Origin of the sequence: Streptomyces sp. NPDC005485 (genome assembly GCF_040606085.1) — a bacterium.
Lineage (GTDB): Bacteria > Actinomycetota > Actinomycetes > Streptomycetales > Streptomycetaceae > Streptomyces.
On the sequence record NZ_JBEXDZ010000189.1, the window covers coordinates 1 to 16,733 of the forward strand.

The 16,733-nt window shown below is 68.0% G+C and carries 13 protein-coding genes and 1 pseudogene; 12 read left to right on the top strand and 2 right to left on the bottom strand.

Annotated features, from left to right (window positions below; all coding sequences use genetic code 11):
- Nucleotides 1-509 precede the first annotated feature (509 nt).
- The 3 genes and pseudogenes from ABZS97_RS38450 to ABZS97_RS38460 all read left to right on the top strand — a co-directional run.
- Nucleotides 510-599, top strand: a pseudogene (locus ABZS97_RS38450) (short-chain dehydrogenase/reductase); the annotation flags it as partial.
- Between the two features lie 303 nt (nt 600-902).
- A complete protein-coding gene (locus tag ABZS97_RS38455) occupies nt 903-5,081 on the top strand; it encodes a beta-galactosidase (RefSeq protein ID WP_356146090.1) in 4,179 nt (1,392 codons plus the stop codon).
- A 337-nt stretch (nt 5,082-5,418) separates the two neighbouring features.
- The gene (locus ABZS97_RS38460; RefSeq protein ID WP_356146093.1) at nt 5,419-5,628 is read left to right on the top strand and encodes a DUF6243 family protein; all 210 of its coding nucleotides are present in this window, start codon (nt 5,419-5,421) and stop codon (nt 5,626-5,628) included.
- Between the two features lie 287 nt (nt 5,629-5,915).
- On the opposite strand, the gene ABZS97_RS38465 is transcribed toward ABZS97_RS38460, so the two are convergent.
- Nucleotides 5,916-6,506 (bottom strand): GH32 C-terminal domain-containing protein, encoded by a 591-nt coding sequence (locus tag ABZS97_RS38465; RefSeq protein WP_356146095.1) that lies wholly within the window; start codon nt 6,504-6,506, stop codon nt 5,916-5,918.
- A gap of 263 nt (nt 6,507-6,769) precedes the next feature.
- On the opposite strand from ABZS97_RS38465, the gene ABZS97_RS38470 reads away from it, so the two are divergent.
- From ABZS97_RS38470 to ABZS97_RS38490, 5 genes are all read left to right on the top strand, one after another.
- Nucleotides 6,770-7,801 carry a LacI family DNA-binding transcriptional regulator gene (locus tag ABZS97_RS38470; RefSeq protein ID WP_356146098.1) on the top strand — a complete coding sequence of 344 codons (1,032 nt, stop codon included), beginning with the start codon at nt 6,770-6,772 and terminating at the stop codon, nt 7,799-7,801.
- Nucleotides 7,802-7,948: 147 nt separating this feature from the next.
- Nucleotides 7,949-9,250 carry an extracellular solute-binding protein gene (locus ABZS97_RS38475; protein WP_356146101.1) on the top strand — a complete coding sequence of 434 codons (1,302 nt, stop codon included), beginning with the start codon at nt 7,949-7,951 and terminating at the stop codon, nt 9,248-9,250.
- Nucleotides 9,251-9,341: 91 nt separating this feature from the next.
- The gene (locus tag ABZS97_RS38480) at nt 9,342-10,268 is read left to right on the top strand and encodes a sugar ABC transporter permease (RefSeq protein WP_356146129.1); all 927 of its coding nucleotides are present in this window, start codon (nt 9,342-9,344) and stop codon (nt 10,266-10,268) included.
- Nucleotide 10,269: 1 nt separating this feature from the next.
- Nucleotides 10,270-11,142, top strand: coding sequence for a carbohydrate ABC transporter permease (locus ABZS97_RS38485; protein ID WP_356146104.1), 873 nt, complete (start codon nt 10,270-10,272; stop codon nt 11,140-11,142).
- Nucleotides 11,143-11,193: 51 nt separating this feature from the next.
- The gene (locus ABZS97_RS38490) at nt 11,194-12,654 is read left to right on the top strand and encodes a glycoside hydrolase family 32 protein (RefSeq protein ID WP_356146107.1); all 1,461 of its coding nucleotides are present in this window, start codon (nt 11,194-11,196) and stop codon (nt 12,652-12,654) included.
- 89 nt (nt 12,655-12,743) lie between these two features.
- On the opposite strand, the gene ABZS97_RS38495 is transcribed toward ABZS97_RS38490, so the two are convergent.
- Entirely contained in the window at nt 12,744-13,964 is a 1,221-nt protein-coding gene (locus ABZS97_RS38495) for a metallophosphoesterase (RefSeq protein ID WP_356146111.1), read from the bottom strand.
- Between the two features lie 260 nt (nt 13,965-14,224).
- Here ABZS97_RS38495 and ABZS97_RS38500 point away from each other — a divergent pair, with 260 nt between their 5' ends.
- The 4 genes from ABZS97_RS38500 (at nt 14,225) to ABZS97_RS38515 (ending at nt 16,632) form a co-directional block, all read left to right on the top strand.
- Complete coding sequence (locus tag ABZS97_RS38500; RefSeq protein WP_356146114.1) at nt 14,225-15,025, top strand: alpha/beta hydrolase; 801 nt, start codon at nt 14,225-14,227, stop codon at nt 15,023-15,025.
- 277 nt (nt 15,026-15,302) lie between these two features.
- Nucleotides 15,303-15,767, top strand: a complete 465-nt coding sequence (locus ABZS97_RS38505; RefSeq protein WP_356146118.1) for an SRPBCC family protein — start codon at nt 15,303-15,305, stop codon at nt 15,765-15,767.
- Entirely contained in the window at nt 15,764-16,102 is a 339-nt protein-coding gene (locus ABZS97_RS38510; RefSeq protein ID WP_356146121.1) for a metalloregulator ArsR/SmtB family transcription factor, read from the top strand. Before ABZS97_RS38505 ends, ABZS97_RS38510 begins: the two co-directional genes overlap by 4 nt.
- 89 nt (nt 16,103-16,191) lie before the next feature.
- Nucleotides 16,192-16,632: an SRPBCC domain-containing protein gene (locus tag ABZS97_RS38515; protein ID WP_356146124.1), complete on the top strand. Its 441-nt coding sequence runs from the start codon at nt 16,192-16,194 to the stop codon at nt 16,630-16,632.
- Nucleotides 16,633-16,733: the final 101 nt, after the last annotated feature.

The window sequence follows — 16,733 nt, forward strand, 5'->3', positions numbered from 1 at the left end:
AAGGAGTTGGGGCTGGAGCCGTCGGCGCGGTTGCATCGGTTGCAGCACTCGTTGTTGGTGTCCACTCCGGCTGCCGGGATGCCCGGTCCGCCGGTGGCGTCCGGTCCGTCCGGGGCGTCGGTACCGGGGCAGGGCGGCGGACGCCTCGTCCGCGTCGACTGAACTGCTCCTTCCTCGAGCACGGAAGCCTCGAGCACGGAAGCCTCGAGCGCGGACTCCGCGACCGGGGCACGGCGCCCTGCCTTCGGAGCTCGTCTGCGGTTCCAGGCCGCCAGGGTGCCCCTTTTCAAGACGGCCGGCCGTCGACGGGCACGCGACCGGGCCGTCATGCGCACATGCCGTGGAAAGCCGTCCTGGGGCGTCCAGTTGGTTCAGGGCTGAGCGCCTCAACCCAGTTCCGAGCCCCGCGAGGCGGGAGTATCCAAGGGACTCGTGACAGCGACGTGAGAGAAGACGCGCTGCAGAGTCCCCGCCGCAACGCCGGGAATTTCTCCGCCGGCTTCTTCGAGGACATCGCCTCGTACAACATCCGCACCACCATCGTGGAGCCCGGCTGCTTCCGCACCGAGCTGCTCGTGGACGCCTCCACCACCTGGCCCTCGTCGACCAGTACCAGCCGCCGCTTCGTCGCCGGCGCCGACGCCATCGAAGGCGTCACGGCCTAGGCCATCAGCGCCCGGGACAGCAGAGCGGGAGCGAGGGTGATGATGCCCGTCACCACTCCGGGCTCGACCGTGGCTGCGTGCAAGCCGGGCAACCAGGCCTGCGTACCAGGGATTTGCAGCCCCGCATTTCTCATCTGCCCTTTCCCGCCCCATTGTGTTGATCCTTGTGCGGCCCTACTGTTCGACTTTGCCTGAGTCTGTTTGGTGCTGATCGTTCGGGTCGTATGGAGGGCCGCAGTGCGGGGTAATCGGATCAGTTCAGAAGTTACGAGGCCCAGTCGGGGGAGACGGTGGAGGGCGGTCCTCGCGACCGCCGCGACCATCGCCCTGGCCGCAGGCTTGAGCGCGCCCGCCGCGGAGGCGCGGGACGTCGGCGCACAGGCGCCCACCGCCGCGCACGCCGACGGTGCGCCGGCGCACACGGTGAGTATCGACGGCTACTCGTTCCTCGTCGACGGCAAGCGGACGTACCTGTGGTCCGGCGAGTTCCACTACTTCCGGCTCCCGAGCCCGGACCTGTGGCGCGACATCTTCCAGAAGATGAAGGCTGCCGGGTTCAACTCCACGTCGCTGTACTTCGACTGGGGATACCATTCGCCGAAGCCGGGCGTGTACGACTTCAGTGGCGTGCGTGACGCCGACAAGGTGCTCGACATGGCCGAGGAGGCAGGCCTCTACGTCATCGCTCGCCCGGCGCCGTACATCAACGCGGAGGTCGACAGCGGGGGCCTGCCCGGCTGGCTGACCACCAAGGCGGGGAACAACCGCAGCGACGATCCGCGGTTCCTGAAGTACGCGGACGAATGGCTGACCCAGATCGACCGGATCATCGCCCGCCACCAACTGACCAACGGCACCGGCTCCGTCATCGCCTACCAGGTCGAGAACGAGTACTACAAGGGCACGGCCGCCGGCCACTCCTACATGAAGCACCTGAAGGACAAGGCCCGCGCCGACGGCATCACGGTCCCGCTGACCGGCAACAACAACGGCACCTTCAACTCCGGCACCGGCGCCCTGGATGTCGACGGCCCCGACTCCTATCCGCAGGGCTTCGACTGCTCGAACCCCTCGAAGTGGAACGGCGTTCCGGACATCAGCTACGACCACCCCGCCGGCAAGCCGCTGTACACGCCGGAGTTCCAGGGCGGCGCCTTCGACCCCTGGGGCGGGCCGGGCTACGACAAGTGCGCCGAGCTGATCAACGACCGGTTCGCCAACGTGTTCTACAAGCAGAACATAGCCGTCGGCGCCACCGCGCAAAGCTTCTACATGACCTACGGCGGCACCAACTGGGGCTGGCTGGGCATGCCGCAGAACTACACGTCCTACGACTACGGCGCCGCGATCCGCGAGAACCGCCAGCTCGACCCGAAGTACGACGAGGACAAGCTGATCGGGTACTTCACCCAGTCGGTCGCACCCCTGACCAAGACCGACACGATCAGGGCCACACCGCCGGACAACTCGGCGGTCGTCGACACCGCCCGGATGAACCCCGACGCCAAGACGCAGTTCCACGTCCTGCGGCACGGCAACTCCACGTCCACCGCGGTCGACAAGGCCCACATCGCGCTGGACTTCAACGCTCAGCCCTCCGCCGACACCACGTACACCTGGGACGACCCCGACTCGGCGCTGCAGTACACCGGTTCGTGGTCGCACGTGGCCGACCAGAGCTACACCGGCGGCGACTACAAGCACACCGAGTCCTTCTCCAACAAGGCCGGTGACTCGGTGACCGTCCCCTTCGACGGCACGGCGATCCGCTGGATCGGCTCGAAGACCAACAACCACGGCAAGGCCGACGTCTACCTCGACGGCACCAAGGTCGCGACAGTCGACGACTCCGGCAGCGAGAACCAGGCAGTGGTCTTCCAGAAGACCGGCCTGCCGGACGGAGCCCACACCCTGAAGATCGTCGTCGACGGCAGCCACAGCTCGGGCTCCACCGACAACTACGTGGCCATCGACGCCATCGACGTGCCGACGGGGACCGCCGCCACGGAGCCGACCTACCCGGTCGTGCCCCAGCAGACGGGCACCGCGATCACGCTCGACGGACGCGACTCACACGTCATCGTGGCCAACTACCGGCTCGGCGACTCGCAGTTGCAGTACTCGACCTCGGAGATCATGACCAACGCGGCCATCGGTGACCGGGACGTCGCGGTCCTCTACGGTGATGCGGGCAGCGACGGCGAGACCGTGCTGCGCTACGCCTCCAAGCCGACGGTGACCTCCAGCGGCGGCCCGGTCACGACAACCTGGGACGCGAGCACCGGCGACCTTCGGCTGAACTACACGCACAAGGACCTGATCCGCGTCAGCATCACCGGCGGCGGACAGCGCCCGCTCGAACTGCTCCTCGGCGACAAGGCCACGGCCAAGACCTTCTGGCGTCAGGACACAGCGGCCGGCCCCGTCCTCGTGCGCGGCAGCCACCTGCTGCGGACGGCGACCAGCCTGAACAGCGGCCGCACCCTGGCACTCACCGGCGACAACGCCGACGACAAGAACATCGAGGTGTTCACCTCCGCCGACCGCATCACCTGGAACGGCCGGACCGTCGCCACCCGGGCCGGCGGCACGGGGAGCCTCACCGGGAAGATCCCCACGGCAGCCCCGATACACCTGCCGGCACTCACCAACTGGAAGCAGAGCGAGGAGTCGCCCGAAGCGGCCCCCGGCTTCGACGACACCAGTTGGCAGGTGGCCGACAAGACGACCACCAACAGCGTCTCCGGCGTCAACACGCCACCGGTGCTCTACGCGGACGACTACGACTTCCACACCGGCAACACGTGGTACCGCGGCCGCTTCCACGCCACCGGCAAGGAGACCGGCATCCACCTGGTCTCGGACTCCGGCGGAGGGGCGCAGGCGTTCTCCGCCTGGCTCAACGGCACCTTCCTGGGCAGCTCCACCACCGGCAAGGCCGACTTCGCCTTCCCGGCCGATGCGCTCAAGTCCAAGGGTGACAACGTCATTTCCGTGCTCACCGTGAACATGGGGCACGAGGAGGACTACAACTCGACCAACGGCAACAAGGCAGCGCGCGGCCTGACCAGCGCCTCCCTCGCCGGAGCACCGCTGACCGCCGTCACCTGGCGGCTGCAGGGCGTACGCGGCGGCGAGGACCTGCAGGACACGGTGCGCGGGCCGCTCTCGACGGGCGGCCTGTACGGAGAGCGGGCCGGCTGGTCCCTGCCCGGTTACCCGGACAGCAAGTGGAAGAAGACGTCCCTTCCGACGACCGACACCCGGCCCGGAGTCTCCTGGTACCGCTCCGACGTCGCCCTGGACCTGCCGCACGGCCAGGACACGTCGCTCGGGCTGACGTTCACCGACGACCCGTCACGCAAGTACCGGGCCACGATCTTCGTGAACGGCTGGCAGGTCGGCAACTACGTCAACTACCTCGGGCCGCAGCACACGTTCCCGGTGCCGAACGGGATCCTGAACCCGAACGGCCGTAACAGCATCGCCATTGCCGTATGGAACCTGGACGGCAGCACCGGCGGCCTCGGCAAGGTGTCGCTCACCAACTACGGCAGCTACGCCTCGGCCCTGCACGTCGCGCAGAACGACAGTCCGCGCTACGACGCCCGCAAGTACGCGATGCCGAAGCGGCCGGGCGCGGACGTCACCCTTGACGTGCCCGACACCGTCCAGTCGGGACGGGCTTTCACGGCCGAGGCCACGGTGCGGGTGCCGAAGGACAAGTCGTCCGCCTCCCAGCTGACGGCCTCCTTCTCCGCGCCCGACGGCTGGGACGTGAGCGCCCCGAGCCCCGCGTCGGTCAAGCGTGTGCAACCCGGCCGGTCGGCCACCTTCACCTGGAAGGTCCAGCCGCCGACAGGGGAGCTGCCGTCGGCCTCGGCACTCACCGCGACAGTCCACTACCTGCAGAACGGACGGCAGGCCACAGGCACGGACGAGCGCATCGTCGGCGAGATTCCGCCTGCTCCACCGGCCGGGAAGAACGCAGTGAGCGACCTGCCGTTCTTCTCGTCCACCAACGGGTGGGGTCCGGTCGAGCGTGACTCCAGCGTCGGTGAGCAGGCAGCCGGCGACGGCCGTCCGATCAGCATCTCCGGCGCGAACTACGCCAAGGGCCTGGGCACCAACGCGGACAGCGACATCCAGCTCTATCTCGCGGGGAACTGCTCGCGGTTGACGGCCGAGGTCGGTGTGGACGACGAGACCGGCGGCTCGGGAACAGTGACGTTCTCGGTGACGGCCGACGGCAAGACATTGGTGACCACGCCGACGATCCACGGCAAACAAGCTGCCGTGCCGATCGACGTGGACGTCAGCGGCGCCCAGGTGATCGACCTCAAGGTCGGCGACGGCGGCGACGGCAACGGCAGCGATCACGGTGACTGGGGGCTGCCCACGCTGACGTGTGGGTAGTGCCTGCCGCGCAAGCCCGGCATTGACGGCGAGGGCGACGATGACCACTCCGTGGGAGCGGTCATCGTGGTTCCTCGCCGTCGCTGTCAGGGAGCCGGCCGGCGCCCTCTCCGAAGCGGCTGACCCCGGGCGCTCGCCGAAGGCCCGGTCGACGCCGGGACGGCGAAGAATTTGGTGTGCGAGGCCGACGGAACCGGGTAACGTCATGGTCATGTTCTTCCAGACGCCGATTTACGAGTGAGAGCGTGATGGGCCCCTGCTGACGTCCTTCGACGTCGCCGCGCCCGTCCCCCACCGATGAATCCGTAGATCACTTCACATCATTCCGGGAGAACCCGTGAGCAAGAACATCAACAACCCCGTGGGCATGGGCGGCGGCCAGCGCAAGAAGCTGTCCCGCGCCGAACGGCAGAACAACGGTCCGCACCGCAACCTCGACCGCCAGGGTGCTGCCGACCAGAAGGCGGAGCTGGTGCGCAAGATGCGCGAGAAGGCAGGAGCAGCCGAGGGTGCCGGGCAGGCGAGCGACGACGCCGCACAGAGCTGACGTACCGCCGCCGCAGGGCGGCACCGCATGGGGCAGGGCCCGGACCGTGACGCGCGGTCCGGGCCCTGCTGCCGTACCGGGCGCGGCCGGTCCCGGTCAGCTCTCGGCCGAGCCCCCGCATCTCAGCCGACTACTTGGGGCAGCCGCAAGATTCAGCAGCCCCGTCACCGCCACCACCCGAGCTGCACCAGCAGCATCACCACCAGCGCCCTTCCCCGCGCCCAGCGCGGCGACACTGTAAGGAAGAGCGCGCAGGCGCTGCCCCGTACCCCGATGTACGCCGAATGTCAGTCGGTCATGCTGCCCATCTTCCAGACGGTCATGGACTTGACGACGCTGCCGTCGCCGAAGAGTCTCAGGCCGAGGGAGTCCTGCCGGAATGGGTAGGCACGGGTGGTGATCGACTTGTGTGAGTTCGCGTATGTCTCGATCACCGAGCGGTCGACGAACACGTCCAGTGTCAGAGTGCCGTTCGAGAGTGTCAGCGGCCCCTTCTGTATACCGAGGTTCTGCTCGGCGCCGGAGTCGTTTCCGGACCGCGTTCGGTCCACTCCCAGTTGTCCGGCGGGCGCGTCGTGGAACAGACGTGTTCGTTCTTCATCTCCCGGGCTGCGCAGCACGTCGAGACCGAATGTGTCTGCGCTGCCGCGCTCGAGTGTCAGCTTGATGTGGAGCATGTCGCCCTTGATGTCCGTCAGGCGCGAGTTCGCGTCGGTGATGGACGTCGGGGCATTGATGTCCATGAGGGGTTCGCCGACGTGGAGGCGTGAGACCTCCTCGACGGGGCTGAAGCCGATGTCGCCGTCGGGGAGCACGGACAGTTCGATGGGGAGGCCGGCGCGACACTGAGGGCCGTTCTTGGCCGTTCTTCCCTTCATGGCTGACTCCTGGACGGAAGGGCAGGGTCTCGCCGTGCCAAATCGGTTTAACCACGTGACTCGGCATCGTTCGCGCGCCGTCTCGGCTAAAGCAAGGGCTAACGCGAAGCGATTCACCGTGGCGTTATCTAAAAATCAGACATAAGAGCGCAAAAGGTGGCTGTTGCGGGTTCGAGATGTCCAGGGTGTTGACGTCGGACCCGAAGCGCATCACTCTCGTCGCAACCTTGCTAATCCGATTTAACAACGGAGCTGAGCCGCTGATGCCTGAACGCCGCGTGACGATGGCCGACGTTGCCCGCAGGGCGGGTGTCTCGCCGACGACCGCGTCGTTCGCCTTGTCCGGCCGCACGGACATGCGCATTTCCGCCGCTTCCCGGGAACGCGTGCTGGAGGCCGCCCGGGAGCTGGGGTACCGCCCCAACGTCACCGCGCGCAGCCTGCGGACGAAGTCGACCCAGACCATCGGGTTCGTGTCGGACCGGATCACCACGACACCGTTCGCGGGCGACGTGATCCGCGGTGCGATGGAGGCCGCCCGGGAACGGGACAACCTGCTGTTCATCACGGAAGCGGGTGGTGACCGCGCCGCCGAGTCGTCCCTGGTCCATGCCCTGCTGGACCGCCAGGTCGACGCGGTGATCTACGCGTCCATGTTCACCCGGTACGTGACACCGCCCAAGGAACTGTTCGGGCGCCGGGTGGTCCTGCTGAACTGTCTGGCCGACTTCGACGCGCCGTCCGTAATCCCTGACGAACTCGAGGCCGGCCGGGACGCGGCACGTGCGCTGCTCGGCGCCGGCCGTACCGAGGGAATCTGGGCGATCGGCGGCCACCAGGCCATCCCGGCCACGCCCGAGGGGATCATCGCCGGCAACGAGCGCATGCGCGGGCTGCAGGAGGTCCTGCGGAAAGGCGGCGCCCGCCTGGACGGTGTCATCGAGTGCAACTGGGACACGCTAGACGGCTACCGGGAGGTTTCGGCGCTGCTCGCGGCGGGCCACCGTCCCCGCGCACTGGTGTGCCTGAACGACCGGATCTCCTTCGGCGCCTACCAGGCGCTCGGCGAGGCAGGACTGTCGGTGCCCGGCGATGTGTCGGTGGTCTCCTTCGACGATCAGGACATCGCGTCCGTCCTGCGCCCGGCGCTCACCACGCTGAAGCTGCCGCACTACCAACTCGGCCGCCTTGCAGTGGAGTTGATCCTCGGCGAGGGCCCGCTCGAAGCCGCCGTACACCGTGTGCCCATGCCGCTTCAGGAGCGTGCCTCCATCGGCGCGCCCGCTGGGAGCTGATGTCCGGCACCCATGGACGGGTCGTCCCGCCGCCCGGAGCGGAGAACTCCCGGGCGGCGCGACGACCACCAAGAACAGCGACCGTCGCAACCGGTCGCCAAGGCGGGTCCGGTAAGACCCGTCTCAGTGAGATGGAGGAACCTCGTGGTGTTCAGAACCAGGCGCCTCGCTGGTGCGAGTGTAGCCGCCCTGGCGGCGACCGCGCTGATCGCCGGATGTGCGACCGGAAGCGGCGGCAGCTCGTCAGGAGCCAGCGGCAACACGATCACCTTGTGGACGCACAACGCCGGCAACTCGGCCGAGCTAGACGTCGTCAAGAAGATCATCAAGGATTTCAACGGCTCCCAGAGCAAGTACAAGGTCAAGCTCCAGGCGTTCCCGCAGAGCGACTACAACAACTCCGTCGTGGCGGCCGCCTCGGCCCGCAAGCTGCCCTGCCTGCTCGACGTGGACGGCCCCAACGTGGCGAACTGGGCCTGGGGCGGCTATCTGTCCCCGATCGATGTCTCCGGCAGCGAGGTACCCCTGTCCGACCAGCTGGCCAGCACCGTCGGCCGCTACCAGCACAAGGTCTACGGGTTCGGTTTCTACGACGTCGCCCTGACCTTCTTCGCCCGCAAGTCGGTGCTGAACAAGTACGACATCCGCGTCCCGACCATCAACAAGCCCTGGACGAAGGCCGAGTTCGACTCCGCCCTCGCCAAGCTGAAGAAGAGCGGGAAGTTCGCCTACCCGCTGGAGACGGGTACCGGCGGCACCGGCGAGTGGTGGCCCTACGCCTACTCCCCGCAGCTGCAGAGCTTCGGCGGCGACCTGATCAACCGCGACGGCTACAAGACAGCCTCCGGCACCCTCGACGGCAGGAGCTCCGTGGAGTGGGCCACCTGGTTCCGGTCGCTGGTGACCAAGGGCTACATGGCGAAGAAGTCCGGAGCCGACCCCAACAAGGACTTCCTGGCCGGCAAGAGCGCCATCCAGTGGGACGGCAGCTGGAACGCGGCCAAGAACGCCGAGAAGCTCGGTGACGACCTGGCGATCATCCCGCCGGTCGACTTCGGCAACGGGCCCAAGATCGGCGGCGCCTCCTGGCAATGGGCCATGAGTTCCACCTGCTCCAACAAGGCCGGGGCGCAGGCGTGGCTGAAGTTCTCCCGCCAGACGAAGTACTTCGTCGACTACGCCAAGGCCACCGGCACCATCCCGGCCATCGAGGCCGCCGCCAAGCAGGTCGACGGCTACCAGCCGGGCGGGAAGTTCAACGAACTCGTCCAATTCGCCCGCAAGTTCGCGGTCGTGCGCCCGGCCACCCCCGCCTACCCCTACATCTCCACAGAGTTCCAGAAGGCGGCCCAGGACATCCTGGCCGGCGCCGACCCCAAGAACGCGCTGGGCCAGGCCGCGAAGGACATCGACAACAACCTGAAGACGAACAACAACTACTCAGGCTGACCCGCCCCACCCCGGTCCGGTTCGGGCCCCGACCGCGCTCTCCCTGCGCGCCCGAACCGGACCGGCCTCCCCTGGAGCTACCGTGACCACCATGATCGCGGCCCTCGGCCGGCTGCGTCCGATCCGGCGAACCCGAACGACCAACGCCCGTCGCCGTGAGAGCCTCACCGCCCTCGGCATGGCCAGCCCGGCCGTCGTGCTGCTGATCGTCTTCCTCGTCGTACCGGTCGCCCTCGCCTTCGCCCTGGCGTTCACCGACGCGAGGCTCATCTCGCCCACCCCGGCCCGCTTCGTGGGCCTGAGGAACTTCACCCAGCTCTTCGAAGACCCGGTTTTCTACAAGTCCCTGCGCAACACGGCGTACTTCGCTGCCGTCGTCGTCCCGCTCCAGGCCGGGCTCGCCCTGGTGCTGGCGCTGCTGGTCAACGGGAAGGTGCGCGGCGTCAACTTCTTCCGCACCGTCTACTTCCTGCCGGTCGTCACCTCGATGGTCGTCGTGTCCCTGCTGTGGACCTTCCTCTACCGCCAGGACGGCCTGGTCAACCACGTCATCTCGACCCTCACCCTCGGACATGTCCACGGCCCGGACTGGCTGGGCGACCCTGCCACCGCCATGCCCGCCATCATCCTGATGTCAGTGTGGCAGGGCGTCGGCTTCCACATGGTCATCTGGCTGGCCGGCCTGCAGACCATCCCCGCCGAGCTGTACGAGGCCGCCGACCTGGACGGAGCCACCCGCTGGCACCGCTTCCGCCATGTCACCTGGCCGGGCCTACGAGCCACCCGCACGTTCGTGCTCGTCACCATCACCATCGCGGCGTTCAGCCTCTTCACCCAGATCAGGGAGATGACGCAAGGCGGCCCGCTCGACTCCACCACCACCGTCGTCTACCAGGCGGTGCGCACCGGCTACGACCAGCAGCAGACCGCGTACGCATCGGCGATCTCCCTGGTCTTCTTCGTGCTCGTGCTGGCCGTGTCCCTCGTCCAGCGTTTCCTGACCCGGGAGAAGGACTGACATGACCTCCCTCCTCAAGCACCTCGGCGGTCACGCAGGTCGTGTCCTCCTCGCTCTGGTCTTCGCGCTGCCCCTGCTGTTCATGCTGGTCTCGTCGTTCAAGTCGGACGACCAGATCTTCGGTGACCTCGGCTCCCTACGCGCCTTCCTGCCAGTGGGCGCCCTGTCGCTGGACAACTACACGGGCGTGTTCGACCGCGTCCCGGCGGCACGGTTCCTGCTGAACTCCGTGCTGATCTCCACGATCACGGTCGTGGTCGGCATCATCGTCAACAGCCTCGCCGCGTTCGCCCTGTCCCGGATGCGCTGGCCCGGCCGCAAGCTCGTCCTGACCGCCGTCATCGCCACCCTCATCGTGCCGTTCGAGACCTTCGCACTGCCGCTGGTGTGGTGGGTCAACCAGCTGCCGCTGCTCCGCGTCAACGGCTTCCAGCTGGAGTGGACCACCGGCTGGATGGACACCTACCAGGTGCAGATCGTGCCATTCGTCGCCAACGCCTTCTCGATCTTCTTCTTCCACCAGTACTTCCAGAGCATCCCCAGGGAACTCGACGAGGCTGCCGTCGTGGAGGGCGCCGGATGGTTCACCATCTACCGCCGTATCGTCATGCCCCTGTCCGGGCCGGCGGTCGCCACCGTCGCCATCCTGACCTTCCTGCCCGCCTGGAACTCCTACCTGTGGCCGTTGATGGTCGTGCAGAGCGAGGAGCTGCGGCCGGTGATGGTGGGCATCTCCTACTTCTTCCAACTGAACGTGGGCTGGGGTCAGATCATGGCCTACTCCTCCATGATCACCGTGCCGGTCCTCGCCCTCTTCGTGGTGTTCCAGCGGTCGTTCGTCAACAGCATCGCCTCGACCGGCGTCAAGGGCTGACCCCGTACTCCGCCGACTTCCTCTCACTGAAAGGACCTCTGCGTGTCCGTCATGCCCGCAGATTCCCACCTGCCAGTCGCGCACCTGCGCCCGCCCCGCAACTGGATCAACGACCCCAACGGGCTGGTCTTCCACGACGGTCACTACCACGTGTTCTTCCAGTACAACCCGTACGGGCCGCAGCACGCGAACATGCACTGGGGCCACTTCCGCAGCCCCGACCTGCTGACCTGGGAGGAACTCCCGCTCGCGCTGACCCCCACACCGGGCGGCGAGGACGCCGATGGCTGCTTCTCGGGCAACGCCGTCTCCGACGGCGATCGCCTGGTCGCCTTCTACTCCGCGTTCCGTACCGACCGCTGGGCGCAGCCGGTCACCACCGCCGAGTCCCGGGACAACGGTGTCACCTGGGCACCGCGCGGCAGCCTGCTGATCCCCGATCTTCCTGTCGGCGCCACCATGTACCGCGATCCGTACGTGTGGCGCGAGGCCGGTCGCTGGCGCATGCTGGTCGGCTCCGCGCAGGTCGACGGCCGGGCCGCGGCACTGCTGTACGAGTCCGCCGACCTCGAACAGTGGGAGTACCAGGGGCCGTTCCTGACCCGGGCCCCGCACCTGGTGGCACCGGGCGCCGACACAGGGCTGGGCTGGGAGTGCCCCCAGTACCTGCACGCTGACGGACGCGGCGCGCTGATAGTCAGCGCCTGGGACCCGGAGCAGGGACCGCGCCGGACCGTGGTCTATGCCGGCCGCGAACAGGACGGCCGCTTCCTCGCCGGCACACCCGTTCTGCTCGACCACGGCCCCGACTTCTACGCCCCGGCGCTGCTGCCCGCCCCCGACGGCCGGTGGCTGCTGTGGGGCTGGTCGTGGGAGGCCCGCGACGCGGAGTGGGCGCGTGAGGCCGGCTGGGCCGGGCTGCTGACCCTGCCGCGCGAGGTGACACTCGGCGAAGACGGCTCTGTACGCCAGCAACCGGCCAGGGAACTCCTCTCGCTGCGTGACGGACGTGCCGTGACGTCTTCCGGCGAGACCTCCGGAACCGCTGTACTGGGGACGGTGAGCGCGAGCTTCGATCTGACGGCCCGCCTTGAACTCCGCGCCACGGGGACGGCAGGGGGACTACGGCTGGTGACCTCTGCCGATGGCACCGAATACCTCGACATCAGGATCGACTCCGCCACCGGCGAGCTCGTCGTCGACCGGGTGCATGCCTCACTCGACCCGCGCGCACACGGCGGCACCTACCGCGTCCCCTGCCCCGAAGCGAAGACGGCGTCCGGTGCCCCGATCGAACTGCGCCTGGTGGTGGACTGTTCCGTTGCCGAGCTGTACCTGCCGTCGGGCCGGACGCTGACCTTGCGGTTCTATCCCACCGGGGGCGGCCCCTGGCGGATCGAAGCCCGCGCCGTTGGGGAGGGCCACCTCCGTTACACAGTCGGGGCCTGGAACGTGCGGCCGTACACCATGCGATGCGTGGCAGAGGCGAGCGCCCAGTCCGCGCTTATGTAGGTCGTCTTCGCCTTTCTGGCCGGCTGGGCCGCGAGCCTTGGCTCCGAGCACCAGCGGGACGGCGCCACGAACGGACAGCCCCGCCCTGTCTACGGCGAGGTGGCCAGGTGCGGGGAGCGGAGTACGAGCAGTGTGATCTCGCTGGGGGCGAAGACGCGGAACGGTGGGCCCCAGAAGCCGGTGCCGCGGCTGGTGTAGAGGAGGGTGCGGGTGCCGTGGTGCGTGAGGCCGGCGAGGGCGGGCTGGTCCAGGCGGACCAGGTGGTGGAAGGGCCAGATCTGGCCGCCGTGGGTGTGGCCGGAGAGTTGGAGGTCGATACCGGCGGCTGCCGCCCGGTCGACGAACTTGGGCTGGTGTGCCAGGAGCAGGACGGGCAGGTCGGGGTCTGCGCCGTTCAAGGCTCCGGCGAGGTGGGCGCGGTGGCCTGCCAGGCCGGAGGACTCGGCGGTGACGTCATCCACACCGGCGACCACGAGGGTGTCGCCTCCGCGTTCGAGCAGCAGATGCCGGTTGCGCAGCGGCTCCCAGCCCAGCTCGTCCATCAGGTCGACCCAGCCCTGGGCCTCGCTGTAGTACTCGTGGTTGCCGGTGACGTATACACGGGCCCGGGTGGCCTGCACGCTGCCGAGTGGGACGGCCTGGGCGCGGCGGCGTTCGGCCGTGCCGTCCGCGATGTCGCCGGTGTGGCAGACCAGGTCGGCTTCCAGAGTGTTCACCGTCTCGCACACCCGTGCCGACCAGCGAGTGCGATCGAGTGGGCCGTAGTGGGTGTCGGTGATGAGGACGACGCGGATGCCGTCCAACCCGGCACCCAGCCGTGGGAGTTGCACGTCGAGTCGGCGTACGCGTGGCACGCGGCGGGCCTCGGCGTACCCCCACCCGAGCAGTGCGGCGGTGACGCCGAGGACGGCCCAGGTGACGATTCGGGCCCGGTCCTGGCTCTCGCCGACGCCGGCCACGGTCAGGGTGAGCCGCAGGAAGACGCCGAGCAGAACGGACCAGGTGAACAGAACCCAGCTGCTGCCCAGCAGGGTGTCACCGACGATCGCCGCCCGGTCCTGCTGGCGTCGGCCGTGGCCGCGCCCCATCGCGAGCGGCATCCCGATGAGGCCGAGGGTGAACAGGGCGGTGCCGGCCGGCGTGACGGGCAGCGGCCAGTGCTGGCCGCTGTACAGGAGCACCCAGCAGGGCACGGCCCACAGCAGGACGGGGGCGATCAGGGGGATGTAGCGCATTATGCGGTGCAGTCGGCTCTGCCGTGGCGCTCGCGCTTCACCGTCGGCGGGTCGGACGTTGTTGGTGGCGGTCACGTTTCCCCTCCCTGACCAGGCTGCCGTCTCGCGCACTGTATCCGGTGGCCCTCGGGCCGGCCGGACCTGCCCTTGCGGGCGATGCGCACACCAATGCCCTTGCCCCGTAACCATTTCCGCAGGTACGGACCAATGAGCGATCACGACGTAGGGGGCCGTCCTAATCCGGTGTTCGAAATGCTGTGTGCCTCCTACAGTGAAGCCCAATGACACTCCTACATGTTCATGATCATGGGGGCGATGGCCCTCAACTGGTTCTATTGCACGGATACTCGCGGTCGCTGACCGACTGGGATGCCTCGGCCGCCCTGCTCACCGCCGGGCACCGTGTCCTCGCCGTCGACCTTCCCGGGCACGGCCGCTCTCCCGGTATCTCCCCCTGGACCATCCCTGCCGTGGTGCAGGACATCGCGGAAACACTCGATGCGCATGGCGTGCCGGAGGCCGTTGTGGTGGGCCACTCACTCGGCGGAGTGGTCGCGGTCGAGTACGCCCGGGCGAACCCGGACCGTGCCCGTGCCGCGGTGAATCTCGACGGCTTCTGGTGGGGACGCGAGTACCCCGGTGCCGAACGGGTGAGTGAGGGGCTGCTGGCATCGGCCGGGACCATCGCGCCACCCGAGTACATCGAGGAGCGGGTCGTCACCGCCGGGCGGTTCGGGATTCCCGCCGATCGTGCGGAGGCGGCTGCCCGTGCGGCCGTCCGCCCGTTGTCCGACGGCAAGTGGCAGACGCTGCCGGAACGGACGGAGGCGCTGGAGATCTTCGACGAACTCCACAAGGTCTTCGCGCGCGGTGTCACCGGATGGCTGGACGGGGTCGACGGCCCACTCCTGCTCGTACAGGCCGACCGCCAGCTGCCGCCTGCGCCTGGCATGGAGTGGTTCAGCGAATTCAGCGCCCGGTTCGCACAGGAGGTCTCCGAGGAGCTGGCCGCGCTCTCCTCCGCCCGGCCGACGGTCAGCGTCAACCGGATCGACGCCACCCACCTCATGACCCTGGAGGCGCCGGAAGCGGTGGCGACGCAGGTAGCCGGGTTCGTTCGAGGCCTGCCGGCCTGACTCTTCTCGCGGATCTCGGAACCCGCGCGGAGGCTGAACTACGGTCCGCGCGAAGACGATGCAGGCGATACGGCCCCTCGGCGGAGCATTCCACGCCGAGGGGCTCTCGGCGCTCCCTGTGGCTCGCAGGCCCCGCACTTCGACCCGCGTTCGCTGTTCTCTGAACGTTTCCCGGCTCCGCTCATCGGTGAACCAAGAGCAACCAATGGTTGCGTATGCGGCAGGAGTGGCCTACAGTTATGTGCAACCAAAGGTTGCAAGAGGTCGGAGGAGTGCGATGGAGTACGGCAGCATCGAGCGGGAGATCCGTGTCGAGGCCACGCCCGAGGTGGTCTACGCGGTCATCAGCACGCCCGAACATCTGCGGGAATGGTGGCCGGACGAGGCGGAGTTCAAGCCGGTGCCGGGCGCTACCGGGTCCATCTCGTTCGGCGAGAGGTCCACGCCGGACGTGAAGGTCGTGCCGCTCACGGTGATGGAGGCGGACCCGCCCCGGCGGTTCTCCTTCCGGTGGGTGTACGAGGAGGGGGAGGCCGCGACGTCGGCCAACTCGCTCCTGGTGACCTTCGACCTGGTCCCGTCGGGCGCGGGCACGCTGCTGCGCTTCACCGAGACGGGATTCCGTGAGAACGGCTGGGAGGCGGCTGTGCTGGAGGAGCAGTACCGCGATCACGTCAACGGCTGGGACCACTTCCTGCCCCGTCTCGTCACCTACGTCGCTCGGCTGGTGTCCGCGCGATGAGCGTCGCGATCGACGACGACCTCTGGTCGGCGGTCGGGGATCCCATCCGGCGGCGGATGCTCGACCTGCTGCTGACGGACGGCGGCGGTACGGCGACCACGCTCAGTCAGCGGCTGCCGGTCACGCGGCAGGCCGTCGCCAAACATCTTGGCGTACTCGACCGAGTGGGTCTGGTCCACGCCACGCCGTCCGGACGCGAGCGCCTTTACGAGGTGGACGAGGCCCAGCTCGCCCGTGCCGTCGCGCAGCTGTCGTCGGTCGGGGCCACCTGGGACGCGCGGCTGCATCGCATCAAGCGGATCGCCGAGGCGATCCAGCGGAGCCAGGAGGGCTGATCCCTCACGAAAGAACGTGGCCACATATGTGGTGGCAGAGCGCATGACCGCGTCCGAATGCGGGCGTCCATACGGAAAGAGGTATCGAGATGCTGGACATTCTGCACAGGATCGGAATCACGTCGTCTCCGGACAAGGTCTACGCGGCCTTGACCACGGTCGATGGGCTGGCGAGCTGGTGGACGGAGGAAACGGAAGGCGACGCCGAAGTCGGGGGAGTAATCCGGTTCCGCTTCGAGGCCGGCGGGTTCGACATGAAGGTTTTGGAGGTGCGGCCCGCCCAGCGTGTGCTCTGGGAGGTCGTCGGCGGTCCCGAGGAATGGATCGGTACTCACGTCAGCTTCGATCTCAAGCAGGAGGACGGCTTCACGATCGTGCTGTTCCGGCACGAGGGCTGGAAGGAGCCGGTGGAGTTCATGTACCACTGCAGCACCAAGTGGGCGACCTTCCTGATGAGCCTCAAGAACCTACTCGAAACCGGCAAGGGTGAGCCGGCGCCGCACGACGTCAAGATCAGCAACTGGCACTAGGGGGTGTTTGAAAGTCCTGTGCGGTGCCCGCGGTGTTCGGTGCGTGCCCTCGGCGTGCCGGACGAAGGCCCTCGTACTGGACGTACTTGGGGCTTCGGCCG

Excerpts from the sequence above, each read along its gene's own strand:
- ABZS97_RS38510 (WP_356146121.1), top strand. The coding sequence starts at position 15,764 with ATGAGCGTCGCGATCGACGACGACCTCTGGTCGGCGGTCGGGGATCCC.
- ABZS97_RS38490 (WP_356146107.1), top strand. The coding sequence starts at position 11,194 with ATGCCCGCAGATTCCCACCTGCCAGTCGCGCACCTGCGCCCGCCCCGC.
- ABZS97_RS38485 (WP_356146104.1), top strand. The coding sequence starts at position 10,270 with ATGACCTCCCTCCTCAAGCACCTCGGCGGTCACGCAGGTCGTGTCCTC.
- ABZS97_RS38465 (WP_356146095.1), bottom strand. The coding sequence starts at position 6,506 with ATGAAGGGAAGAACGGCCAAGAACGGCCCTCAGTGTCGCGCCGGCCTC.
- ABZS97_RS38470 (WP_356146098.1), top strand. The coding sequence starts at position 6,770 with ATGCCTGAACGCCGCGTGACGATGGCCGACGTTGCCCGCAGGGCGGGT.
- ABZS97_RS38505 (WP_356146118.1), top strand. The coding sequence starts at position 15,303 with ATGGAGTACGGCAGCATCGAGCGGGAGATCCGTGTCGAGGCCACGCCC.
- ABZS97_RS38515 (WP_356146124.1), top strand. The coding sequence starts at position 16,192 with ATGCTGGACATTCTGCACAGGATCGGAATCACGTCGTCTCCGGACAAG.
- ABZS97_RS38480 (WP_356146129.1), top strand. The coding sequence starts at position 9,342 with ATGATCGCGGCCCTCGGCCGGCTGCGTCCGATCCGGCGAACCCGAACG.